The 23,954-nt window shown below is 52.3% G+C and carries 25 protein-coding genes and 1 tRNA gene; 15 read left to right on the forward strand and 11 right to left on the reverse strand.

Annotated elements, in window-relative coordinates; genetic code table 11:
- Nucleotides 1-211: 211 nt before the first annotated feature.
- The 4 genes from BS29_RS13365 to BS29_RS13380 form a co-directional block, all read right to left on the reverse strand.
- The gene (locus BS29_RS13365) at nucleotides 212-664 is read right to left on the reverse strand and encodes an ExbD/TolR family protein (protein ID WP_229954135.1); all 453 of its coding nucleotides are present in this window, start codon (nucleotides 662-664) and stop codon (nucleotides 212-214) included.
- A 44-nt stretch (nucleotides 665-708) separates the two neighbouring features.
- Nucleotides 709-1,230 carry an ExbD/TolR family protein gene (locus BS29_RS13370; protein ID WP_229954136.1) on the reverse strand — a complete coding sequence of 174 codons (522 nt, stop codon included), beginning with the start codon at nucleotides 1,228-1,230 and terminating at the stop codon, nucleotides 709-711.
- Nucleotides 1,231-1,357: 127 nt separating this feature from the next.
- Nucleotides 1,358-2,119: a MotA/TolQ/ExbB proton channel family protein gene (locus tag BS29_RS13375; RefSeq protein WP_229954137.1), complete on the reverse strand. Its 762-nt coding sequence runs from the start codon at nucleotides 2,117-2,119 to the stop codon at nucleotides 1,358-1,360.
- Nucleotides 2,120-2,197: 78 nt separating this feature from the next.
- Complete coding sequence (locus BS29_RS13380; RefSeq protein WP_229954138.1) at nucleotides 2,198-2,860, reverse strand: energy transducer TonB; 663 nt, start codon at nucleotides 2,858-2,860, stop codon at nucleotides 2,198-2,200.
- Nucleotides 2,861-3,122: 262 nt separating this feature from the next.
- Here BS29_RS13380 and BS29_RS13385 point away from each other — a divergent pair, with 262 nt between their 5' ends.
- Both BS29_RS13385 and BS29_RS13390 read left to right on the forward strand, forming a co-directional pair.
- The gene (locus BS29_RS13385; RefSeq protein WP_229954139.1) at nucleotides 3,123-3,974 is read left to right on the forward strand and encodes a hypothetical protein; all 852 of its coding nucleotides are present in this window, start codon (nucleotides 3,123-3,125) and stop codon (nucleotides 3,972-3,974) included.
- A 128-nt stretch (nucleotides 3,975-4,102) separates the two neighbouring features.
- Nucleotides 4,103-5,401, forward strand: coding sequence for a homoserine dehydrogenase (locus tag BS29_RS13390; protein ID WP_229954140.1), 1,299 nt, complete (start codon nucleotides 4,103-4,105; stop codon nucleotides 5,399-5,401).
- Between the two features lie 11 nt (nucleotides 5,402-5,412).
- On the opposite strand, the gene BS29_RS13395 is transcribed toward BS29_RS13390, so the two are convergent.
- Nucleotides 5,413-5,904, reverse strand: a complete 492-nt coding sequence (locus BS29_RS13395) for a hypothetical protein (protein WP_229954141.1) — start codon at nucleotides 5,902-5,904, stop codon at nucleotides 5,413-5,415.
- A gap of 57 nt (nucleotides 5,905-5,961) precedes the next feature.
- Between BS29_RS13395 and glpX the strand changes: the two genes are divergently transcribed.
- The 3 genes from glpX to BS29_RS13410 are packed head-to-tail and all read left to right on the forward strand — an operon-like array spanning nucleotide 5,962 to nucleotide 8,784.
- On the forward strand, nucleotides 5,962-6,933 hold the full coding sequence (gene glpX, locus BS29_RS13400; RefSeq protein WP_229954142.1) for a class II fructose-bisphosphatase: 972 nt from the start codon (nucleotides 5,962-5,964) through the stop codon (nucleotides 6,931-6,933).
- Nucleotides 6,934-6,936: 3 nt separating this feature from the next.
- Nucleotides 6,937-8,184 (forward strand): alpha/beta hydrolase, encoded by a 1,248-nt coding sequence (locus BS29_RS13405; protein WP_229954143.1) that lies wholly within the window; start codon nucleotides 6,937-6,939, stop codon nucleotides 8,182-8,184.
- Complete coding sequence (locus tag BS29_RS13410; protein WP_229954144.1) at nucleotides 8,185-8,784, forward strand: uracil-DNA glycosylase family protein; 600 nt, start codon at nucleotides 8,185-8,187, stop codon at nucleotides 8,782-8,784. It abuts the gene before it with no gap.
- Here the strand turns inward: BS29_RS13410 and BS29_RS13415 are convergent.
- The gene (locus BS29_RS13415; RefSeq protein WP_229954145.1) at nucleotides 8,768-9,259 is read right to left on the reverse strand and encodes a flavodoxin family protein; all 492 of its coding nucleotides are present in this window, start codon (nucleotides 9,257-9,259) and stop codon (nucleotides 8,768-8,770) included. The two genes, BS29_RS13410 and BS29_RS13415, sit on opposite strands and share 17 nt — an antisense overlap.
- A gap of 65 nt (nucleotides 9,260-9,324) precedes the next feature.
- On the opposite strand from BS29_RS13415, the gene recJ reads away from it, so the two are divergent.
- From recJ to BS29_RS13445, 6 genes are all read left to right on the forward strand, one after another.
- A complete protein-coding gene (recJ, locus tag BS29_RS13420; protein WP_229954146.1) occupies nucleotides 9,325-11,091 on the forward strand; it encodes a single-stranded-DNA-specific exonuclease RecJ in 1,767 nt (588 codons plus the stop codon).
- Nucleotides 11,092-11,224: 133 nt separating this feature from the next.
- Nucleotides 11,225-11,299 (forward strand) — tRNA-Glu (locus BS29_RS13425).
- 204 nt (nucleotides 11,300-11,503) lie between these two features.
- Nucleotides 11,504-12,451, forward strand: a complete 948-nt coding sequence (locus tag BS29_RS13430) for a sterol desaturase family protein (protein WP_229954147.1) — start codon at nucleotides 11,504-11,506, stop codon at nucleotides 12,449-12,451.
- Between the two features lie 9 nt (nucleotides 12,452-12,460).
- Nucleotides 12,461-13,009 (forward strand): rhodanese-like domain-containing protein, encoded by a 549-nt coding sequence (locus BS29_RS13435; protein ID WP_229954148.1) that lies wholly within the window; start codon nucleotides 12,461-12,463, stop codon nucleotides 13,007-13,009.
- Between the two features lie 69 nt (nucleotides 13,010-13,078).
- Nucleotides 13,079-14,164: an inorganic phosphate transporter gene (locus tag BS29_RS13440; protein ID WP_229954149.1), complete on the forward strand. Its 1,086-nt coding sequence runs from the start codon at nucleotides 13,079-13,081 to the stop codon at nucleotides 14,162-14,164.
- Nucleotides 14,165-14,219: 55 nt separating this feature from the next.
- Nucleotides 14,220-15,089: an S-methyl-5'-thioadenosine phosphorylase gene (locus BS29_RS13445; RefSeq protein ID WP_229954150.1), complete on the forward strand. Its 870-nt coding sequence runs from the start codon at nucleotides 14,220-14,222 to the stop codon at nucleotides 15,087-15,089.
- On the opposite strand, the gene BS29_RS13450 is transcribed toward BS29_RS13445, so the two are convergent.
- The gene (locus BS29_RS13450; protein WP_229954151.1) at nucleotides 15,086-16,045 is read right to left on the reverse strand and encodes a radical SAM protein; all 960 of its coding nucleotides are present in this window, start codon (nucleotides 16,043-16,045) and stop codon (nucleotides 15,086-15,088) included. The genes BS29_RS13445 and BS29_RS13450 overlap by 4 nt on opposite strands.
- A gap of 108 nt (nucleotides 16,046-16,153) precedes the next feature.
- Here BS29_RS13450 and BS29_RS13455 point away from each other — a divergent pair, with 108 nt between their 5' ends.
- A complete protein-coding gene (locus BS29_RS13455; RefSeq protein WP_229954152.1) occupies nucleotides 16,154-17,209 on the forward strand; it encodes a methyltransferase domain-containing protein in 1,056 nt (351 codons plus the stop codon).
- Between the two features lie 4 nt (nucleotides 17,210-17,213).
- Nucleotides 17,214-18,296 carry an SDR family oxidoreductase gene (locus BS29_RS13460; protein WP_229954153.1) on the forward strand — a complete coding sequence of 361 codons (1,083 nt, stop codon included), beginning with the start codon at nucleotides 17,214-17,216 and terminating at the stop codon, nucleotides 18,294-18,296.
- 13 nt (nucleotides 18,297-18,309) lie between these two features.
- On the opposite strand, the gene BS29_RS13465 is transcribed toward BS29_RS13460, so the two are convergent.
- Nucleotides 18,310-19,056, reverse strand: coding sequence for a glycosyltransferase (locus tag BS29_RS13465; RefSeq protein ID WP_229954154.1), 747 nt, complete (start codon nucleotides 19,054-19,056; stop codon nucleotides 18,310-18,312).
- A complete protein-coding gene (locus BS29_RS13470) occupies nucleotides 19,035-19,619 on the reverse strand; it encodes a TIGR04282 family arsenosugar biosynthesis glycosyltransferase (RefSeq protein ID WP_229954155.1) in 585 nt (194 codons plus the stop codon). Before BS29_RS13470 ends, BS29_RS13465 begins: the two co-directional genes overlap by 22 nt.
- A gap of 192 nt (nucleotides 19,620-19,811) precedes the next feature.
- Between BS29_RS13470 and BS29_RS13475 the strand changes: the two genes are divergently transcribed.
- Nucleotides 19,812-20,144: a hypothetical protein gene (locus BS29_RS13475; protein ID WP_229954156.1), complete on the forward strand. Its 333-nt coding sequence runs from the start codon at nucleotides 19,812-19,814 to the stop codon at nucleotides 20,142-20,144.
- A complete protein-coding gene (locus tag BS29_RS13480) occupies nucleotides 20,141-22,162 on the forward strand; it encodes a glycosyltransferase (protein ID WP_229954157.1) in 2,022 nt (673 codons plus the stop codon). Before BS29_RS13475 ends, BS29_RS13480 begins: the two co-directional genes overlap by 4 nt.
- Here the strand turns inward: BS29_RS13480 and BS29_RS13485 are convergent.
- Both BS29_RS13485 and BS29_RS13490 read right to left on the reverse strand, forming a co-directional pair.
- Nucleotides 22,159-23,112 (reverse strand): DUF547 domain-containing protein, encoded by a 954-nt coding sequence (locus BS29_RS13485; RefSeq protein WP_229954158.1) that lies wholly within the window; start codon nucleotides 23,110-23,112, stop codon nucleotides 22,159-22,161. The genes BS29_RS13480 and BS29_RS13485 overlap by 4 nt on opposite strands.
- Before the next feature lie 124 nt (nucleotides 23,113-23,236).
- Complete coding sequence (locus BS29_RS13490) at nucleotides 23,237-23,761, reverse strand: class I SAM-dependent methyltransferase (protein WP_229954159.1); 525 nt, start codon at nucleotides 23,759-23,761, stop codon at nucleotides 23,237-23,239.
- Between the last annotated feature and the right edge of the window lie 193 nt (nucleotides 23,762-23,954).

Here is a 23,954-nt window from a genome sequence, read left to right on the forward strand (position 1 = left end):
TACGACCAAATGATATCCGGGTTTGGGTTTAAGAACACGCTGAACCAATAACGCCATCCTTAATGCGATGTGGTTATCCGATATTCACTTTACCCAGGCCACATTCTTCCGCCAAATAACGGCCAAGAGGCGTCAAATGAAGATGCTCAACAAGGCAATAAAAAAGGCGATGGATCGCTCCACCGCCTTTTAAAATTGATATTAGCCGCTCTTAGTTTGGCAGACGTGATGCCTTGCCGAAGCTGCTATATTGTTCGTTACCAACAAAACCGAATTTTGTTACGCCGCTATCCTTAATCTCCGCGAGAACGCGATCGACAGTCAGATAAGCACTAACCGCATCTGGCTGGAACTGGAGCTCAGGCTCTGGAACCATTGATTTGGTCTGCGCGAGATATTGCTTCACTTGCTCCAGCGACACTGGCTGGTCGTTCCACAAAATCTGGTTGGTCGGGGTAATACCCAGACGGTTTTTAACGGGATCAATGTCCGGTGGTGGTGGTGGATTTGGATCATCCACCGGCAGATCCAGCTTTACCGCATGGGTCTGGACCGGAATTGTAATGATGAACATGATGAGGAGAACGAGCAAGACGTCGATCAACGGCGTCGTGTTCATTTCCATCATCGGCTCACCATCATCTTTGCCGCCGCTCATGGCCATTAGTGCGTCTCCTTAAAAATTCTATTTTTCATGCCGTATCAGGGCTATTCCATTGCAACCGGTGTCGACAGAAATCCGACCTTGGCAAAGCCTGCACGTTGCATGGCGAAAATTGCGCCGCCAATGCACCGATAAGGTGTATTAATGTCACCGCGAATATGCACTTCTGGCATATCTTCGGCCGTCATATTTTCTACACCGCCAAAGGCTTCGATCTGATTTTCCAGTTGTTCAACAGCTCTTTGTACCAGTTCATTGGAATCGATTGGCGTTGTGTTCCAATAGATTCGGCAATTACCGCCTGGATTGGCACCCGAATATTCCGGATCACCAGGATCTCGTCCTGCCGAGTCCGTCGTCGTAACGGCAAGCAGAACATTCTCCGGCTTTGTCGTGGTCACTTCAAATTCCAGAACCGGTAATTCCAGCTCCACTGTTTGGATCACAACCGGAACAGCGATCAAGAAAATGATCAGCAAAACGAGCATGACGTCCACCAGCGGGGTCGTGTTAATGTCCGATAGGGGAGTTTCTGCTCCACCTCCGCCGCCAACATTCATCGCCATAAGATTCTATCCTCTTATAATTATACTCTATCGAACGAGCGGTATAAGCCCGCGCATCCGAAAATCAGGAGCTGGCCAAGCCGTCTGCGCAAACTTAAATGTCCGGCAAACGGCTTTGGCTAGCGCCTTACTTCTTTGCCGCTGGCTTTGCTGCAGCTGCCGTTGCTGGCTTTGCTGGTGCAGCACCTTTCATTGTTGTTGGCTTAACCGCACCGTCAGATGAGATGTAACCAAGAACATCATTAGCGAAATCGCTCAAGTCTTCAGCAATACGCTTGTTGCGACCTTGCAGCCAGTTATAGGCCAAAACAGCGGGAACAGCCACACCAAGACCAAGCGCGGTCATGATAAGAGCTTCACCAACCGGACCAGCAACAGCATCAATCGATGCCTGACCAGCGATACCGATTTTGATCAGTGCGCGGTAAATACCGATAACCGTACCGAACAGACCGATAAATGGTGATGTAGCACCAACGGTTGCGAGCCAAGGCAGACCAGTTGCCAGCTTGGAGTTGATCAGACCCTGAGAGCGATCAAGCGAACCGTGCAGCCAGTCATGCGCTTCAACAGGATCGGTCAAACGTGCGTGATCTTCTTCAGCTTTGATGCCATCGTCAACAATCTGACGATATGCGCTGTTCTTGTCGAGCTTCGCTGCACCTTCTTTCAGGCTGTTCGCTTTCCAGAAAGATGCGCGTGCCGCCTGTCCCTGTTTCATCACTTTGTTTTGTTCAAACAATTTAGAGAACAGGATGTAGAAGGACGAAACGGACATAATGGCCAAAACGCCAAGCGTGAACCAGGCGATGACACCGCCTTGTTCCATTGCTTCCCAAAAGCCGAACTGATTCTGCGGTGCGCCCGCTGCTAAAACTTCAATCAACATTATTTTTTCCCCTCAAGGATAGATTAGAATTCAAAAAATTAGCAGCGAACCGGCACATGGCCGCTCCGCTGCGACATATTATTTCGGTATTTGCCAACGGACCCGGCTAGCCCATGTTCCTGTTGTCGGGTTTCCTTGCGAATCAAGCGAGGGGCGAAAACGCGCCCGGCGTTTGATATTCTTACAAGTTGCCGCATCAAGATCAGCATGGCCACTGGATCCGGTAATCTGACAATTATCCACTCTGCCTTTGGCGTTAACCGTAACGCGGAAACTCGTCGTGCCTTCGCGTTCCTCACGCAGGGCGCGTGATGGATAGTCGTTGGCATTCGCCCAGTTACCAGGGTTACCACGCGGCTCAGGATTGGCCCGTTGCGGTGGTGGCGGTGGTGGTGGTGCCGGTGGTGGAGCCGGAGCAACAGGTGCAGGCGCCGGAGGCGGTGTTTGCACTTGCTGAATAACTGGACGCGGCGCTGCGGGCGGCGTCACAATTGGCGGCGGCGTTACCACTGGTGGTGGTTCAATAGGCTGATCCGGTGGCGGTGGAGGTGGTTCCTCTATCTCTTCCGGGGGTTCTTCTTCTTGGATATCGATCATATCAAGCTCTGACGCCACTTTCTTGACTGCACTATAAGCCAATCCGGTGACCAAAGCATATCCAAACAGCGCGTGGATAAGAACAACAAGCACAATAGATATCAGCTTGCTCGAACTCATCTGTGGTTGGTCAGCATAAGCCATTCAGAAATATAACTCCTTTTCTTCCCTAAGGAATCGAAACCTCGCAAAAGATTTTTTCGAGAATTGCTGAGATGTAACCCGCACCAATCCCTAGATTCCCCACGACCGCTTTTCGTTGCAATGAAAGCCGTCTTAAAAATGTTTTAACGTGGTCGGTAGGGACAGGCAATCGCTTTGTTAGTTCAGGGTTGATTAAGCTGTCAAAAAGACAAGATGCAGAGTAGAGAATTGCGTATCAGAAGCGGAAAATTACAGGATAATCATGCGTCCCATATCTTATTTGTTCACCGGCTTTTTGCTTGCGCTAACTGCGTTTTTCCCTGCTTTTTCGCAATCGGACACCAATGCTGACCCACTTCAATATGCAGACATTGCTGACCTTAGTGTCAGTGCGCCGCTGATCGCACATGTCACGATCAAGGAAGCGATTAAAGTTGACCCAAAAAGGGTCACTAATGCTCCTCCGGGAACGCAAAGATATTATATTGTGGCGACAACCAATGCTCTGATTCGGGGTCAGGGCGGGATACCGGAAACGATTCGCTATATTATCGATCTGCCGCTCAATGAACGCGGACGTGCACCAAAGATAAAGAAGAAACAATTTATCATTTTTGCGCGCAATCTCACCGGTTCCAGCGGCGATATTCAGCTCGCCGCGCCCGATGCACAGATTGACTGGACACCGGCGAGGGACCAACGCGTGCGATCTCTGGTGCGTGAAATCGTTGCGCGCAACGCGGCCCCGGCCATTGCGAGAGTCGGTAGCGCGTTTCATGTTCCCGGCACGATCATCGGTGAGGGCGAAACCCAGATTTTTCTCGAAACCAACAGCGGTGATCCTGTTTCGATAACGATACTGAGCCGCGAAGGACAAAAGAAGGTTTGGGCGGTATCCCTAAGCGAGATTGTTGACGAAGCCGCACGTGCACCGGTTCGCAACTCTTTGCTATGGTATAGGCTGGCCTGCTTTCTGCCAAAATCCCTTCCAGAAGAATCGCTGGCAGGCGATTCGGCGGCCAATGCCAACCAGGCCCGCCGGGATTATGATCTCGTGATCCAGGATCTCGGCAATTGCCCGCGGACACGCCCAGCCCAATATCGCGTACGCTGATCTGGCATCATATGAGTTTATGTGCTCAGCCTGAAAGACGGGCTGGCATTATAGTGCGACGACGTTATTAAACGGGCGCGAGCACATGTTCGCCCATCGCATCATCCCGAAATCAAGGTTTCATTATCATGACAACTCCTCTTCGTATCGCTCTGGCCGGTCTTGGCACTGTCGGATCGGGAGTCATTCGCCTGATTAACGAAAATGGCGCAATGATCGCGCAGCGTGCCGGGCGTCCGATAGAGGTTGTCGCGATTTCTGCGCGCAATCGGGATCAAGACCGTGGCGTCGATCTCACCCCCTATAAATGGGTGGATGATATGACCGACTTTACCAGCGATCCGGACGTCGATTGCGTGGTTGAGATGATTGGTGGGTCCGATGGCCCTGCTCTTGAACTGGCCCGTAACAGTTTGAAGGGAGGGAAATCCTTTGTCACTGCGAACAAAGCAATGATCGCGCATCATGGCATGGAGCTGGCCAGCCTGGCCGAAAACCAAAATCAGGCGTTAAAATATGAAGCTGCCGTTGCTGGTGGAATCCCGGTCATCAAAGGCTTACGCGAAGGTGCTTCGGCCAATCGTATTGAGCGTGTGTACGGGATTCTCAACGGGACTTGCAATTATATCCTCACCACTATGGAAAAGCATGGCAGCGATTTCGGTGCAGTATTGAAAGATGCACAGGACCTTGGTTATGCAGAGGCCGACCCCGGCTTCGACATTGATGGCGTTGATGCGGCCCATAAACTGGCCATTCTCGCTGCCCTTTCCTTTGGCACAGCGGTTGATTTTGATGGCGTTGAAATTGCCGGCATTCGTAACATCATGGCCGCAGATATCGGACAAGCCAAAGCACTGGGATATCGCATACGCTTGCTCGGAATGGCGCGTATTGACGATGGCAAACTATTCCAGCGCGTAAACCCCTACCTGGTTCCGGAAAATCATCCGCTTGCCCATATTGATGGATCGACCAACGCTGTCGTTGCTGAAGGCAATTTCTCCGGACGGCTGATGTTCCAAGGTGCCGGGGCCGGCGATGGCCCCACCGCCTCTGCTGTTGTTGCCGATCTGATAGATATCGCCCGCGGCGAAAGTGGAACAGTTTTCGCCATGCCAGTCAATGACATGACCGAAAGCACGCGTGCCGAAAGCGGCAATCGCAGAGGCAAGAGCTATATCCGCTTTGTTGTGGCCGACAAACCCGGTGTGCTGGCAGAAATCACGGCAGCAATGCGGGATGCAGAAGTATCGATCGAAAGCCTGATCCAGACCGAGAAAACTGACGAAGGGTCTGTATTAATCTCAATGGTCACGCACCAAAGTCTGGAGCGCGATGTAATCCAGAGCCTTCAAAAGCTATCTGATTCCAGCAGCCTGCAAGGCGCGCCGGTCGTTATGCATTTGCTGAGCGACGAAGACTAAACAGTCGCTCTTCATTCCGGCTCCTTCGCCTTTATCTGTACCTGTTTGACATAATCATCATCCGGCACAGTCGGCTTTATAATGCGCCACAGCCGTCCCCCCGCTGGGCCGCTGACGCCGCTGCCTGCGCCACCAAAGGACACGGTCACCAAAGGCAAGCCTTTGAAACATTGCCGCTCGCTGGCATCAATATAGCATCGCCCTGTATTCACATATTCGGCATTCCCCTTGGGAATAAGTTCGCGAACCCGTTCGCCGCGCGGCAAAAGGTCGGGAAATGGTATTCGATGTTTCCTATTGGCATCAAATGTTGCGCAGACAACGATTTCGTCTGGATCAGAGTTTTTCAGACAACCATCTGCATCAACGGCGACCAGACGGTTGGCATTTTCGATTAATTGAAGGGTTCGATCATCCGTCGCTATTTGTGCATTGGCTGTCTCGAAAACCGCGCCTGATGTCAGGAATAAGGACAAGATTACAAGGCTTCTCGACATTGTCATATCGCTCCCCTATCGAGAGTTCAAAATCTGCCCCTTAGAGAAGGACTAGACGTAAAAATGCCTAAATCAAGTGATATTCTGGAACGCATCCTTGTATTGGAAATGGTACGCGTTACCGAGGCGGCTGCGGTTTCTGCAGCAAAACTGATTGGCCGCGGTGATGAAAAAGCGGCTGATGCAGCGGCCGTTGAAGCCATGCGGGCTGCACTGAACGGACTGGATGTCTGCGGAACCGTAGTCATTGGTGAAGGCGAGCGCGACGAAGCGCCGATGCTGTTTATCGGTGAAAAAGTGGGCCATGGTTGCGAGGGCGAATCACCGGAAATTGATATTGCGCTTGATCCGCTGGAAGGCACGACGATTACAGCCAAAGCTGGCCCCAATGCTCTTGCTGTTCTGGCCATTGCCGAAAAAGGCAATCTGCTGAACGCGCCAGATGTTTATATGGACAAGCTCGCCGTTGGCCCGGGCTATTCCGACGATATTATCGATCTCAACAAGTCGGTGCTGGAAAATGTCACCGCCGTGGCCAACGAGAAAGGTGTCGAACCCGCCGACATAATCGTTTGCGTCCTCGATCGTCCACGTCATGAGAAAATCATCTCAGAGCTGCGCGAAATTGGCTGCGGTATCATGTTGATTCCCGATGGCGATGTTGCTGGCGTTATTGCAACCACCGATGAAGAAACGACGGTCGACATGTATATGGGCAGTGGCGGCGCACCCGAGGGCGTATTGGCCGCTGCAGCGCTGCGCTGTGTTGGTGGACAGTTTAAAGGTCGTCTGACCTTCCGCAATGATGACGAGCGCAAACGTGCCCATAAATGGGGCATTGAAGATCTCGACAAAATCTATGATCTGAAAGAACTCGCAAAAGGCGATGTCATTTTTGCTGCAACCGGTGTCACCGATGGCTCCCTTCTGGAAGGCGTCAAGAAATTGCGCAGCGGCGTTATGACCACTGAAAGCGTTGTGATGCGCGCCTCGTCAGGTACGGTTCGTTGGGTCAAGAGCGAGCATCGTTCCTGACATATGACAGGCGGCGCTTTCAAAGCCTTGGCGGATCGTTTCAAACCTCTGCTACTCGGCCTACCGCTGTTGGTCACCGCCTGCATTTCTCCGGTCGACTATGGTGCCATTCGGCACGCTGACTATGTCGCAAACGGACGCTGCGATCCGGCGGCGGACAAAGGCATGGATAATGGTTCGGATACAGCCGAGAAACCGTTTTTTGTCGTCACCAGCCGGCTACCAGATTGCCGCGCCAATGACATCAAACTGCTCCATCATCGCGGTGACAAGGTTCGCTTTGGCCGCTTTGGCGCCCCGCAAGACAAGTTGAATGAAAAGGGTAAAGTCGACGGGCAGCGCATCCCTTTCGCCATATCCAATGAAACACAATGGTGGGCGGACCTGTCCAAAACCATGGGCAATCGCGAAGGCCGTGTCCTGCTCTATGTTCATGGCTATCGGGAGACATTTTTCTCCAGTTCCCGCGACACTGCCCAAATTGCGCGGCTGACCAATTTTTCTGGTCCCGTCATCCAGTATAGCTGGCCTTCGCAGGGACAGTTGCTGAAATATGCGGTCGATGAAACCAACATGTATTGGGACGAGCGCAATTTTCGCAAATTTCTGACTAAACTTGCGCAGCAATCATGGACCAAAGAAATCGTTTTGGTGTCTCACTCGCTCGGTGCGCGGCTGGTACTGCCAGCGGTCGAGTTTGTAGACCGCAACAGCTCCAATGCGGATTCCAGCAATATTTCCAACATCATCATGGCTTCACCGGATGTCGATCGCCAGGACTTTGAGCGGGATATTGCAGAAGAAATCCTCTCCGCACGCCGTGTGAATAATGACCGGCGAATTACCGTTTACGCGTCGGCCAAGGACAGGGCTCTGTCTTTGTCGGACGATGTGCACGGCTATCCCCGTTTGGGCAATCCGCGCTGCTTCGATCCGTTCAAAGCCGACGAGCTCAAGGCCAAGGGTCTGCCGGAACGCTGCTACGCCGCAAAGTCGCGATATGATGTGCCACCGGAAAAAAGTGGTCTCACTATCGTCGATACCACCGCCGTCAGCCAGGGACGGGTCGGCCATAGCGATTATTTGCGCAGCGCGGCCGCATGCACAGATTTTGCGGCAGTTGTTAACGGTGAACGCGGGGCGGTGAAGGGCCGTGAGGCAACCCACTTATCCTATGTTTTTGCATTGATACCTTCTGTCGATGACGAAGAACCTGACCACATGACAATATGTAACCGTGATCGAAAATAGATGGTAAGCAACACCAGCACACTCGACAAACTTCTCGAAGATGTCCGTGCTTGCACCATTTGCAATGAACTTCCCCTCGGTCCCAGCCCCCTGCTGCAAGCTGGATCAGGTGCAAAAATCCTGATCGCCGGACAGGCACCAGGTAGCAAGACCCATGAAAAGGGCCGACCGTTTGACGATCAAAGCGGCAAGCGCCTGCGTACATGGCTTGGCGTGACCGAGGACCAATTTTATGATCCAGAGCTGTTCGCGATAATCCCGATGGGATTTTGTTTTCCCGGAACCGGTAAAGGCGGTGATCTCCCGCCACGCAGCGAATGTGCACCGCAATGGCGAAGGCCTTTGCTTGATCGCTTGCCGGCAATCGAACTGACACTGATCCTTGGTCAATATGCGCTGGATTGGCATCTCGGTGATGCCAAATCCAAGACACTGACCGGAACAGTCGAGCGGTGGCAGGAATTCTGGCCAGATGCCCTGCCCTTGCCGCACCCCAGTCCGCGCAATATCCGCTGGTTCAAAGCCAATCCGTGGTTTGAAGCCGATGTTATCCCAGTGCTGCAAAAACGGATCGCCAATTTGATCAAAAAACGCCCATAGCAAGACCAGCAGCCAAAGTGGCACCAATTTCACCACATTGCGCCTTGTCCGTTTCCCTTATCGTCTTGGGAGCCAATATCGCTTCCTCAGTCTGCCCATGAGTACAAATAATGGGCGTGTCGATAATCTTCTTCAACCGCCAGCCCGTGGCGATCCTTTCCAGCTGATTCCGAGCATTTTCGCCGTCAGACCCCGCACAGATCATCGCAGCATAAGGGCGCCCTTCTATTTCCCCTAACAACGGATAATAGCAGCGATCGAAAAAAGCTTTCATGACCCCAGCTATGGCCGCCAGATTTTCGGGTGTCGCAAAAATATAACCATCAGCAGCCAGCATATCCGAAGGTCCGCAGTCTTCCGCACGCATCAGTACGGTTTTGACGTCCTGTTCCCCTCGGGCTGCGGTCGCTGCCGCCTCCGCCATCTGCCGCGTACCGCCGGTATAGCTGTGATAGACAATAAGCAGTTTTTTCATGCCCCCTGCCCTAACAGCGATCAAAGCAATTGTCAGCGGACCATGGTTCGCGCATAGCTATTGCTATGAATGCAGTTCTCAATGTGACTCAATCCCTGTCCGGCCAATCCTGGCAATGGCGTAGCACAAGCGCCGACGCGCGCGACCCCGGTTTTCAGCCGGATGATCTGGTTACGCAGCTCTTATTGGCACGCGGCGCTACGCGCGAAAACCTGGACATAAACAAGGAACCCACGATCCGCGGTTTCATGCCTGACCCGTCGGTTTTTCAGGATATGGATGTCGCGGCAGAGCGGTTGGCGAAAGCCGTCCTCAATGAAGACAAGGTCACAATATTCGGTGACTATGACGTTGATGGTGCGACCAGTGCAGCCCTGCTCATCCGCCTGCTCCGCGATCTCGGACTGGAAGCGGACTATTATATCCCGGACCGGTTGATGGAAGGCTATGGGCCATCTGGAGAAGCCTTGGTGAAGCTGGGCGAACAAGGCTCTGATCTTGTGGTCACAGTGGATTGCGGAGCGATGGCCTTTGATGCTCTCGACATGGCTCATGCAGCCGGCGTGGAAGTGGTTGTGGTCGATCATCATAAATGTGCGCCCGAGCTTCCCAAGGCGAGCGCGCTCGTCAATCCCAACCGTCTTGATGAAAGCGATGCCGGGGCCGAACATGGTCACCTCGCGGCCGTTGGCATGGCTTTTCTGCTGGGTGCGGCTTTGGTCCGCAATTTACGTGGCAAAGGCTTTTTCCAAGACCGCCCGGAGCCGAAACTGCTTGAACTTCTGGATATTGTGGCGCTGGGCACGGTCGCCGATGTCGCCCAGTTGCACGGGCTCAACCGAGCCTTTGTGGCGCAGGGGCTAAAGGTTCTCGCCAATCGCAAAAATATCGGACTGGCAGCGCTTATCGATGCCAGCCGTCTCAAACGCGCACCGATTTGCTCCGATCTCGGTTTTGCCTTGGGACCGCGTATCAATGCTGGCGGGCGGGTCGGCAAATCTGATTTGGGTGTTCGCTTGTTGACGACGCAAGACCCTGAAGAAGCGCAGAAAATTTCGGCCGAGCTCGACCATTTCAATCAGGAACGCCGCGCGATCGAAGCGCATGTGCTGGAAGAAGCCGAAGCGATGTGCTCCTCTCAACAGAATCAAGCGGTTGCGGTTTTGTCTGCCAAAGGATGGCACCCCGGCGTGATAGGCATTGTCGCCGGGCGGATCAAAGAGAAGCTCGGTCGTCCCGCGATCATTATCGCAGAGGATGATGAAGGCATTGGCAAAGGGTCCGGACGATCGATTTCCGGCGTTGACCTGGGCGCGGCCATAATCGCGGCGAAAGAGCAGGATATCCTCATCGCCGGTGGTGGTCATGCAATGGCGGCAGGCGTCACCATAGATGCTTCCAAGATTGATGCATTCAGCGAATTTCTCAACGAACGACTGGCGGAAACCGTTGCTAAGGCCCAAGCCGGTAAGGCTTTGCTGCTCGACGCGGTATTATCTCCTAAAGGAGTGAATCCGCTTTTCGTCGAGGCCATGGATGGCGCTGGCCCCTATGGCATGGGCTGGCCAGCACCGCGTATTGCAGCTGGACCGGTGCGGATCATCAAATGCGATATAGTCGGCAAAGATCATGTTCGCACCATTGTAGCGGGCGATGATGGTGGCTCAATCAAGACCATCGCCTTTCGTGCAGCGGATAGCGCCTTAGGCCAAGCCCTGCTTAGCGCACCCAAAAACCGGAAATTATGGATAGCGGGGCGTGCAAAGATAGATGATTGGGGTAGCCGCCCTGCAGCTGAAATCCATTTGGAAGACGCGGCTTGGGCCGATTAATCACCTGCTTTCAACATAGTAGAGAAAATATCCGATAATATACTTGGAAACCGCCAATAAGGGGTTGACCAAAGCGCCCGATACCCCTAATCGCCCGAATTCGCTGCTTAGCGATGCCGTCCGGCATTAGTGTGGCCCCTTCGTCTAGCGGTTAGGACGCGGCCCTTTCACGGCTGAAACACGGGTTCGATTCCCGTAGGGGTCACCACACCTTCCTCTCTTTTACAAAATATCTGTCGATTACACGTCCACCAATGGCTCGGTGATTCTTTCCAATTATCGAAATACAGACTGATAGATGGGAATAAGACAAATTTCGCCATCAATTAAATTGACATCGTTGTAACATCGCATGGCTTTCAAACGAAGATCATGCTGTATAGTTCCTATTCCGCAGTAGATCGACGGTGTAATGATGACGAATGATTCCAATACTGGCAGCCAGCCGCCGGAGCAATTGGGCTTTGGGCGGTTCGTTTTGATTTTTGCGATACTGTTGATCGCCGCGGAACTGTTGCTTCATGCTGTTGGATGGCTGCAACAGCAGCTGGGCTATTTCTTGCAAGATATCGAAACAGCACCCGTAGCTACTGATATATTTGTAGCGCTGTCGAATGGGATATTCACTTTTTTGACGGTGGCCGCGCTTTTTGTTTTCATCGAATGGCGGCAACTACGCTTTTCTGATTTTCGAATCCGATATCGCGATGGCTTGATCTACAGCGTGGTAGCGCTGGCGATTTCTATATTGGTTCAAGCGGCAGAATTTAGCTTGCTTCGGTCATGGGGCGTAGAACCAATATTTGCCGCCGATGATCTGGGGCCCGTACTTGTGGCCTTTCCGCTAATATATCTATTGTTACTAGGCCTGATGGAATATTGGCTGCATCGCGCGCTGCATCACTTTGATTTCCTATGGCGCTTTCACGCGATCCATCATCAAATCGAAGACCTAAATGCCGCGCGCAGCTATTCCCATTTCGGACAGGATGTAATCTATATATTGCTGATCACCACGCCGCTGGTACTTTTGATCGACGCGCCGCAGCAGCACATTATGTTGGTCACAACATTTTTTCTGATATCCAATTACTACATGCATTCGGATGCCCCGGCGCTGTCATTTCCTGCGCCCCTACGTCATATTTTTGCCGACAATGTCTACCATCATCATCATCACACACGCGACGTTCGCCACATCGGCAAAAATTACGCGTCCTTTTTCTCATTTTTTGACCGGATATTCGGCTCGCAATATATGCCGAAAGACGGAGAATTTCCGGAAACTGGTATCGATGGATATCTGCCAATCGCTTCACTAAGCGATTATGTGTTGCGCCCTTTTGGACCCAAAACCTAGGAACACGGGATGAAGTGGAAAGCCAAAGCTTCAATCGCACTGCTGCTTTGCAGCTCGGTAACCGCTGCAGGCTTCATGCTGTTCTCAGGCGATGATAGTGGTCTTGCGAAAGTCCATGACGGCATAGAAAGCCAATTTACCGAAGTGAGCCATATAGATGGCGATGGCCTGTCGGCCCTGAACCAGGAGAACACCATATTGTTTGATGTGCGTGAGGCACCAGAATTTTCCGTCAGTCATTTAAAGGGTGCAATTCATGTCGACCCGGGGATGTCGGAACAGGATTTTATCCAGCAATATGCTGATCTCTCTAAAGGCAAGACAGCGATATTCTATTGTTCAGTTGGGCAGCGATCATCTGATCTGGCCAATCGGGTGCAGAAAGCTTTGATATCCTCAGGTGCAAAAGCGGCCTATAATCTGGAGGGAGGTATTTTCAAATGGCACAATGAAAGCCGCCCGCTCTTCACTAAAGGAACTGAACGGACTTCATACGTGCATCCCTATAACCCGATTTGGGGGCGCTTGGTCAAAGATCAGGAAAACACACGATATTAGCGTTTGAATCCAGCGATATGTAACAATCTCTTCTACCAGACCGAACCCTTGCCAATAGACAAAGGGTAGATGATGATAATAACATTGGTCATAGTCGCAGCGCTGTTCCTTGCCTTCGCAAATGGCGCAAACGACAATTTCAAGGGTTTCGCGACAGTATGGGGCTCGGCGACTCTTGATTATCGCAAGGCGTTGATAATCGCGACGCTTGCGGCGCTAGCCGGCAGCCTGCTTTCAATATTACTTGCGCACGGCTTAGTAAAACAATTTTCAGGCAAAGGATTAGTGCCGGACGAAATTGTTGCCTTACCATCTTTTGCGCTTGCAGTGGCTAGTGGTGCCGCAGCAGCGGTATTGGTCGCAACCCGGGTAGGTCTACCCATTTCAACAACCCATGCCCTGGTTGGCGGTCTGATTGGAGCCGGACTTGCGAGTAGCGCAGGCGCGGTCAACGTCGGTAATCTGGGTTCGGCGTTCATTCTACCTTTGCTCGTCAGCCCGTTCATTTCGGCTTTTATTGGCTATTTGGTTTACCGCTTTTTGCCAGAGAGGAACGTCAATAAGGATTGTATTTGTGTAGTGAAAACGGCACCGCAAGCAACCAGTAACGGCACATTGAAACGCGCCCTGACCATGCCTGCGGTTGTCATTGATACGGATGAAGCATGCGCCGTCCACGGGACTGAAGCGGCTCGTGCTTCGGTAAGCAAGACACTGAATTCTGCCCATATCGCGTCTGCGGCAACCATCTGTTTTGCCCGCTCGGTCAATGACACGCCAAAGCTGGCAGGTTTGATGGTAGTGGTGAATGTTGGCAATACAACATTGTCGTTAGTCGCCATCGCGATTGCTGTGGCTATGGGTGGGCTATTGCTGTCGCGCCGTGTTGCCGAAACTATGAGCCAGAAGATCACCACCCTCACCCCAACACAGGGACTAACCGCCAACCTGACCACTGCAGCCTTAGTACTCGCCGCGAGTTTCAAAAGTTTACCCGTGTCTACAACCCATGTCAGTGTAGGTGCGATTACCGGCGTCGGTGCTGGTGCGCAGACATTATCCGGCTCAACGGTCCGGACCATCCTGCTTTCATGGCTTGGCACATTGCCAATGGCAGGCGTAATCGCGTGGATCGTAATGTCACTTGCGGCATAGGAAAGCTGCGGTCATATCCGGCCAACAATATTTCAACCAAGGCGGAGTCTCGACTATGAGCGAATGGACATTGGGTATTATCGGCGGATCAGGGTTGTATCAGCTGGATGCTTTAGAGGATGCGCAATGGATATCAGTGGATACGCCCTGGGGTGCGCCATCCGATGATCTGTTGATCGGACATATAGCGGACGTCAAATGCGTATTCCTGCCGCGTCATGGCCGCGGACATCGACTGGGGCCAAGCCAGCTGAATTTTCGCGCCAATATCGATGCCATGAAGCGAGCGGGTGTAACGGATTTGGTGTCGATTTCGGCCGTCGGTTCACTCGCCGAAGATATCGCGCCCGGTCATTTCACAGTGGTGGATCAATTTATTGACCGCACATTCGCCCGGGAGAAAAGCTTCTTTGGCGACGGCTTGGTCGCTCATGTATCAATGGCCGATCCGGTCTGTCCGCGGCTGTCATCCTATGCGGCTGATGCCGCGCGCAAGGCCGGAGCAACCGTGCATTATAGCGGCACCTATCTTGCGATGGAGGGGCCGCAATTTTCGACACGCGCTGAAAGTCATATGTACCGCCACTGGGGTGCTGACATTATCGGCATGACCGCCATGCCAGAAGCAAAATTGGCGCGAGAGGCTGAACTCCCTTACGCATTGATCGGCATGGTCACCGATTATGATTGCTGGCGCGAAAATGAAGCCCCTGTTGAAGTCGAAGCCATTATTGCGCAGCTGGGTGCGAATGCTGCAGCAGGTCGCGCGCTTGTCGAACATCTGGCAAGATCATTGCCGGAAAAACGGGAAGCGAGTCCGATCGATACCGTGCTCGACTATGCTTTGATCACCGACCCATCGGTTCAAGATCCGGCACTAAAGGCAAAACTGGATGCCGTCGGAGGGCGCGTTTTCGGGGCTTAAGCCGAGCAACTCGCTCCGCCGAGCACGCAAAAACGCGCGCAATGCGGGTGGTTTAATGCCACGCTTTGGCTCGCCTCCTTCAACGTTCCGCCCATATCAAATTGTGGATCATAGGGCAGCAGCGTGCAGGCCGCCACACGCGGAGCGGCTTCTCCCTTGCGCTTTACGACCATACGGCTGGATGAGCACATTATACTAGCCGGATCGACGCTCAATATGCTCCAGCATGCGTCCGTAATTTCGGCAATATCGGCCTGCGCATCCATTTCGGGGAACAGCATCAATTGTGCAGGATCATCTACTCCGATAGGCCAGCTTTTATGAGCAAATAACGCACGATATCCCGCGCGAGCCTGTGTCTCGTTCTCGCCCGCTAAATGCCGTCCGGCAACCGAGATGTTAAATCCGTTCGTCGACAGCCAATCCAGCCCATCCAACGCCTTGTCCCAGCTATTGGGCCCGCGCTCTGCTTCATGTACGGACTTTGAGAAATGATCGAGACTGACGCGGAAGGTCAATCGCTCACGCTCTTTCAATGCTAGCAAGTCCGTCTCGAACCGTCGCATGGGTCGCATGGCATTGGTCAGCACCAGCACCTCAAACCCGCGCGAAAGGCAAAGGCGCAATATCGCCATCATATCCTTGTTCATAAAAGGCTCACCGCCGGTAAAGGCGATTTCGCGCGTTGGCAGATTCTCTGCCGCAATCTCATCCAGAAATGCCTCGACCTCGGCCAGCGTGATATAGACCAACGCATCGTTGGTCGGCGAACTTTCAATATAGCAGTTTTTGCAAGCCAGATTGCACAAGGAGCCGGTGTTGATCCACAATGTTTCAAGGTCCGACATATCAACGCGCGCGCGCGTTTCGCCCTTGGCGGTTACATCCGGATCAAGAAATTTTTTCGGATCGAGTTTCGGTACATTGGTGACGGAAAATGGAGAAGTCTCTGACATATAGTCCTATTCGCGATATTTAATCCATTCGTTACATGCAGTGGCAAGTAACTGTAACCCCTTGGCTATATTTTCCGAACCAGTGGTGTAAAATTGTGGAGCCACTTGATGAATCTCGAAAATAGCCAGAAATATTACGGAGAAGTCCTTGCCGGATCATCCGATCTGCTGACTGACGCTTGCACCATGACCGATGCGCCGGATGCACGCGTCAGAGCGGCATTGGATAACGTCCATGAAGAAGTGAAGAGCCGTTACTATGGTTGTGGCCTAGTAACACCACAACTAATTGATGGTACGCGCATATTGGATCTGGGTTCCGGATCAGGGCAGGATGCCTATCTGCTCGCACAGCTTGTAGGCGAACACGGCGCTGTTGTGGGTGTCGATGCCACGCCCGCGCAGCTAGACATCGCCAATCGGCATATCGAATGGCACCGGGAACGCTTTGGCTATGCGCAAAGTAATGTCCGCTTTATCGAAGGCGATATTGAAAAGCTTGACGAATTGGACCTCGAACCGAACAGTTTCGATATCATCGTCTCAAACTGTGTCATCAATCTGGTGGCGGACAAAGCTGCGGTTTTCCGAGCAGCGTTTGATCTCTTGAAACCGGGCGGTGAGCTATATTTTTCCGATGTCTATGCCGATCGCCGCGTGCCAGCACATCTGCTCGATGATCCAGTGCTCCACGGCGAATGCCTTTCCGGTGCGCTATATTGGGGTGATTTCATGGAGCAGGCGAAGCGCGCCGGTTTCGACGACCCGCGTTTGGTAAAGGATCGTCCTCTCGGTATTGGTGATGCGCGTATTGCGGAGATGCTGGACGGGATTAATTTCTACTCTGCAACCTATCGGCTTTTCAAACTGGAAGGGTTGGAGCCCGAGTGCGAAGATTACGGTCAGGCTGTTATCTACAAAGGCGGCATAGCAGGACAAGAACGCCTGTTTGAGTTGGACAAGGGTCATACTATCGAGATTGGCCGGGTGTTTCCGATTTGCGGTAATTCATGGCGCATGCTGTCTGACACGCGCTTTGCACCCTATTTCGATTTTATAGGGGATTTTTCTCACCACTATGGCGTGTTTGAAGGCTGTGGCAGCGGCATGCCTTATACAACCACGGCCCATGGCGTGACAGAAGACCCAGCGTTTTGCTGCTAGGATTGTGAACATACTGCTTACAGGTGCGACGGGAACCATCGGCGGTGAGCTTGCAGCGCGTTTGGTTGCCGCCGGCCACGCTGTCGTTGCACTGGTCCGGAAAACCCGTGACATATATGCAAATGACGGCCGATTGTTAGATGCAAGTGATTATGCGGATGTCATGCCCGCGGCTGGCTGTGTCGCCAAATTGACTGGCGATGTGACTTTGCGCGGCCTCGGTCTTGATGATCGCTTCATGAAATTGCTCCAGCGCGAGATTGATCTGGTCATTCATTGCGCCGCAACCACTGATTTTAACGCCGGTGCAGATGTGTATCGGAAGGTCAATATTGACGGTGTCGTCAATGTTCTTGCAGCCTTGCCCGATGCCCGTTTCCTCCACGTGAGCACAGCCTATGTTTGCGGACTCAAAGACGGACCGATCCCCGAAGCACCATGTGCACCTGATCAAAATTTCGCCAATGGCTATGAGCGATCAAAGGCGGCAGGTGAAGCACTTGTGCTCGCTGCCGGCAGACGCGCGGTCATTGCCCGGCCCAGCATTGTCGTGGGGGCGCATGATGACGGCAGCTATCATCGCTTCGATAGCTTTTATCAGCTGTTCCGGCTAATTGCCGAAGGTCATATTACGCGGCTGCCCGTGGCGACCGAAGCGACGCTGGATTTTGTTCCTATCGACCATGTTGTGGGCGGACTGATGGATATTGTCAGCCATTGGGAAAAAGCTGAAGGGAAGATCATTCACCTTACGTCAGAGGCTGCTGTTCCAACCGCTATGCTTGTTGAAGCGATTAGCCTTTTTGACCATCTGGATTCGCCCAAGTTGCTGGCTCCCGAGACGTTCGCCGTTCAAGACCTGCCTGAATTGGAACGCCGATTATACACACATGTTGCCGCTTTCTACGCCAGTTATTTTCAACGCTTTCCTGATTTTGAGACAGAAAACCTGCGTCAAATTAGTGGGCGGATCTGCCCGACAGTTGATCTAGCGGCTTTGAAAAGAATGATAGAATATTGCATCACTAGCGGCTTCATCCGTGATGCGCGGCCTATCGGTAGTACAACCCAACAGACACCAGTCTAGCATATATCGGGGCCTAGCGAATATCGGGATACTCGTCAGCCAGCCTTTCGCGAGCACCCATAGCCCACATCAATCCGACTTTCAGATATATCCAGTTGGCCCGCCAACGGCCCCAAGCAGTAATCCGTCTGTCCGATGTCCAGACCCAGCGCGGTATCATACGAATTTTGCCAAAGCGCGACAGTTTGATGCAAAGGTCCGCCTCTTCCATCACCACCACCCGCTCATCGCAGCCGCCGATTTCCAGAAACTGTTCCCGCCTGAAAAACATCGCATGGTCACCGAACAATAGCCGCACACCGCGAATGAACAGATGCGGCCGGGTGAGCAATGGCGCATACCAGGTCTTGATCCAGTTGTGCAGCGTCGAACCCCAGCGTGTTCCCTTTGGCCCTGCAATACGCGGTGTGAAGCTGGCCAAACCGGTTTTCCCATCGGCCATAGCGGTGCGCATGACCGTCACGGCGTCCTTAGGCAATATACTGTCGGCATGGAGCACGCAGACGATCTCGCCCTGCGCTTTCTCCACTCCGAAATTAATTTGTGCACCGCGTCCTTTTTTGGGTGCAGCGATCACTTGCACTCCTGCGGCCTGTGCAAGGGAAACAGACGTATCGGAACTGCCGCCATCCACAACCAGAATCTCATCCGCCGGTGGATCCAATGATTTGACGCAGTCCAAAGTGTCCGGCAGCGCCCGCTCTTCATTGAGCATTGGGATCAATATGGTAACCCGGTTCATGAAGTCAGCCATGGCCATCGATCCAGATCTTCGGGGCGGTCGCAGTCATGCAATGTTTCCAATAGCTCAAATCCAATCTTTTGCTGCCGCAAACGATGGAGCGTATCGGGCATAACATGTTCTGTACTCCAGCGCATATTCTCAAACAGAAAAGGATAAGGCTTTGCTATGCCAATTAGATAATAGCCACCATCATCGGCCGGCCCAATAACCACGTCGGATTTTTGCAGTGCATGAATCGCTGCATTCACATGGTGGGCCGATAGGTCGGGTGTATCGGAGCCCAGAAATATGACCGGCGCAGGATTGATTGCCGCCAACAGACGTTCAGTCAGATCGCCATCCACCTGCGGCAAATAAGAAAGATCGTTTCCCAACCAACTAGAAAAACTATTGGTGTCGCCGCCGCTAAACCGGATTTCGACGGACTTACCCGTTTGCTTCAGTGTCTCCACTGTCCTTTCGGTCAGTCGCTTATGAACAGCGGCAGCCGCGTCTGCGCCCAATGCCGGGATCAAGCGTGTCTTCGCAGATCCTGGCACCGGATAGCGGGTGAAGAGCACCAATCGAAGAGTGTTCATAAGCCAGTTCCGGCCAAAATAAGCATGCGTTCGTGGTCCTTATGATGGCAGCTGAGTAGCCCATGGTTCGATTGAGACGGCTATATCGTTACATAAATTTCATTATTTTCAAACCAGCCTGTAACAAATCGCCATGTTTCTCCGAAGTTGTTCTAGGGTCCAAAACCCTGACCGAAGATTTAGGAGTATGATATGAAAAAGCTGAGCTTATTTTTGGCAGCAGCATCTGTTATGGTCGCGGCGCCTGCATTGGCGTCAGGCGGTGGCGGCGGCGGTGGTTATAGTGGAGGCGGTTTTGGCGCGTCTCAACCACGTGATCCTCGTGCTGCGGCATTTAGCCAAGGCAAAAGAGCTTTCAAAAAGCGCATTACTTGCAAGAAATGCGAGTATAAGGGCGGCTTTACTGATGGCAAAACGGCGCGTGAAGTTGCTGCCCGGGTGAAGGCTGGCGAGTTTAATCTGAAACCCAGGCAACGACAAGCTGTGCTCTATTACATGTCGGAACGCTATAGTATCGTCCCTTGAGCCAACAGTCATCTGTCGCCGGGCATAGCAACGAGGCGATTGGCTATTCCACAATATTGACGGTGGTAGCGACAATTGCTGCTACCACCGGGCTTGTATTGTTATCACAAAATGATGACAGCGCCGTCGTGCCCTATGTGGCATTGCTGAGCCTTGGTAGCTTGGCTGTATTTATTGGGATCTGGCGATCAATGGCACTGACAGCCAAAATGGTTTTTGGCGTTGCCCTGATTCTTCATATCGTGGCGATCTTTGGCTTTGCGGCCTTCGAAGATGATTATTTCCGATTTGTTTGGGATGGCTGGCGGCTGATAATATCGGGTTCTCCCTATGGTGTCGCGCCTGCAGAGTTTTTTGGAAAATCGCTTCCTGATAACGGTCTTGCACTGACTTTGGACGGGATAAACAATCCGCATCTGCCCACAATCTATGGCCCGACGCTGCAATTCATATTCTCGCTTGCCTATATTTTCGCCGGTACAGACCCGTTGGGGTTGCGGATTTTTTTTGCGGCAATCAACCTGATTCTGGTGGCTTTGCTGCTGCGATGGACCAGTCCAGAGAAAGCGGCTCTTTATGCCTGGTGCCCGCTGGTACTGGCAGAAACAATCATCCACATCCACCCCGATGGAGTGATGGCAATGCTATTGCTCGCGGGCATATTGTTGGCAAAGCGCCATCCGCTGTTCGCTGGCCTGTTCTTTGGACTAGCGGCTGGTGCAAAGATTGTCGCGCTCGCCCTTTGGCCCCTGCTGTTGCGCATGGGATGGCGAGCCTTGATATCGGCTATCGGTACATTGGCATTTATCTACGGCATTTTTCTGATTCAGGGACAGGGTGCGGGATTTGATTCAACCGGCATTTTTGCAGCCGATTGGTATTATAATCCCATGGGCTTTGCGTTGCTTAATGTGCTGCTGCCGTCATCAATAGCAAGGTTAAGCGCTGCGTTGATTGGCATTGTTATCATCTTGGTGCTGCATGCGCGTACACGCAGTTTGGAAGTCGCTCCTATCGCGATGATATTCGGCACAATATTGCTGTTCGCCCCAGCGGTGAATGCCTGGTATTTGTTGTGGATATTACCGTTTGCGACAAAGAGCCGTATGGTCTGGCCGTTCGCGGCGGCCGTCGCATTGCCGCTTAGCTACCTAACCGGGCTTAACCTTGAAAACCCGGCGCTGAGGGACTTCGAGGTGCATTGGATGGCCTGGTTAGCTCAGATCATTATATTGCTGACCGCTATTTTCTGGGACTGTTGGCGTTTCCAACGAGAGAAAAAGGTTGGTAACCCTGCAGAGATTTCGCGCACACCCATAAAACAGCCCCAAATTACGGTCATCATCCCGGCACTGAACGAAGAAAATTCAATTGGAGAGGTCGTTCGTGATATTGGGTCACAGAACTGGTCTAATCCACCGCGCATCATCGTCGCGGACAATGGCTCTGCGGACGGAACTGTCGAACACGCCCTGGCCGCCGGAGCGATAATTATACGCGAACCGAAGCGTGGCTATGGCGCTGCATGCCTGGCCGGCATCGCTGCTGCCCCACCAGACACGAATATATTTCTGTTCATGGACGGAGATGGAGCTGATGTACCGGAGGAAGGGCCTGCCTTGGTTGAACCGCTAACAGACGGCTCGGCCGATCTGGTTATCGGGTCACGGGCCCTGGGGCAAAAGCAGACTGGGGCGATGACCTTCCCGCAACAATTTGGTAATTGGCTGGCGACTAAACTGGTTTGGCTGATTTGGGGTAAGAAAATGACTGACCTCGGACCATTTCGCGCCATTCGTGCTGATGCGCTTGACCGCCTGAATATGGCAGATCTTGATTTCGGTTGGACCATCGAGATGCAGGTTAAAGCCGTGCAACAGAATATGCGTATAGCCGAACGTCCGGCCGATTACCGTCGCCGCATCGGTACATCAAAAATATCCGGTACAGTTCGCGGCGTGCTGCTCGCGGGGAATAAAATACTATATGTGATCGGACGGGAAGCGTTTTTCCGTTAAGCTTGGACTGCTTTTGTGCGCCGACGACGACGGATGAAAAATACAACCCCGCCAACTAGCACCAACAGAACGCCGCCAGCTGCGGCGCCCAGTATCGGGTTTGACCTTATCAGCCAGATTGGCGAGATGAAGTTCGAATTCTCGGCGTTTCCCGGTCCTTTGCTATCGTTGAGCCGCCAGTCATATTCCAGAAATGTGATTTCCATGTCTCCGCTATCAAGTGCTTCGATATCCTCAGCGGATAAGCCGAGACTGTCTGCATAGAGTGCGAAAAATTCATCCAGCGTTTCGGCACCACGCCAGCCTTGTTCAAAATCACCGCCATACCAGTTGAAGATGCTCGACACTGCGAGGTTTCCGTCCTCAAGCCGATTACGGCTGCGGTCGCTCAAAAAACCCTTGGTCATCATGTCCAATTGTTGGTCCAATTTGCTGCCGACAAAGGCTTCATTGAGCAATGCTGGGCAACCAATGCTCGCGCAGTTTACGCCAAAATGAATGCGTGGGTCATTATAGAGTCCGCTGCCACGGATCATATCATGCTCGATATTATCCAGAGATACTGTCTCGCCTAAGAGCGGGATGAAGGCTTTTTGCCAAGGCGACTGGGTTAGTGATCCCAGTTCCTTAATCGACACCAGATCTGGATAACGGGTGAGAATCAATTCAACCGTCCAGGCGTTATAGGCATTGATCAGGAAAGCGAGTTGATCCGGTTTCGACCAACCATCAAACTCCGTACGGCTGACTTTTGCCATCGCATCCAGGTAGGATTTCAGAGCAACGCGATCCTCCTCAAATTTTCCATAATTTACGGTTGAGGAACTGCCATCGGGCACCATCTCAACGTTATCGGTCAGAAGCGCATTCCAGCTGGAATGGTCAAAATCTGCCGCCTGTGCGGGCGCAGAAACGAGAAGGGATAATATTGCGATATAGCGATGTTTCATGTCGAGCCTTGCGGAATGATTATGTGATGTGTTCGGGATGTATGACTAATATTCGTCCCAAAACCGGCAAGCGTTACAATGCGCCAAAAAATTGGTCAGATGCGAATATTGCCACCGTGCTCCTTCATTTTGTGTCAACGATATAGACAGCCTGCTGGTAAAATTTTGCCAATCTATGGATTGCGCTATGGCGAAGGGTGAAGCCCATTCGATCAAAAGTGTCGAGCCATTCGGCATGTGACCGGTTGCTATGGGGATGGCCAATAAATTCCATATTGGTAATCTTGTCAGTCAGCTTTGTATAAGCGGCCTGAAACGGAGTGTCATAGACATCTTCCATAATGATCAGTCTTTTTGACACGCGCGCGGCTTCCTGCAAAGTTTTGTCGGGCTCAGCTATATGGTGCAACACGGTCAGGATCAACGCGACGTCAAATGACCGGTCTTCAAATGGCATGACATCGCCATCATATATAATGGGTTCCAGGTCATCGGTGATGCTGTTGTCCGCGATATCTAGCGCCGTCACATCGAGCCCTTGTTTGCGAAAAACCTTTACAACGCTGCCGGGACCGGAACCAACTTCCAGCAGACGGTCTCCGCGCTCGATCCAGTCTTTCGTCAGCCGGTATTTTCTCTGAGCATCCATTTTCCAAATAGCGAATATGGTCGCACCAAGGAGAGGAGTTTTCCAAAACAGCTGCATTTGGCTTCGCTCAATAACAGAAATATCCAATATTGATACTGTCAGCAATGCCGGTCGAGCCCGCAAGGACATCAGCTATTGGCCGGTTGGTTTTAGCTATATATTCGATTCTGCAAGGCAGAATCGAGTCGAACTT

Origin of the sequence: Parasphingorhabdus litoris DSM 22379 (assembly GCF_020906275.1) — a bacterium.
In the GTDB taxonomy this organism is placed as follows: Bacteria; Pseudomonadota; Alphaproteobacteria; order Sphingomonadales; family Sphingomonadaceae; genus Parasphingorhabdus; species Parasphingorhabdus litoris.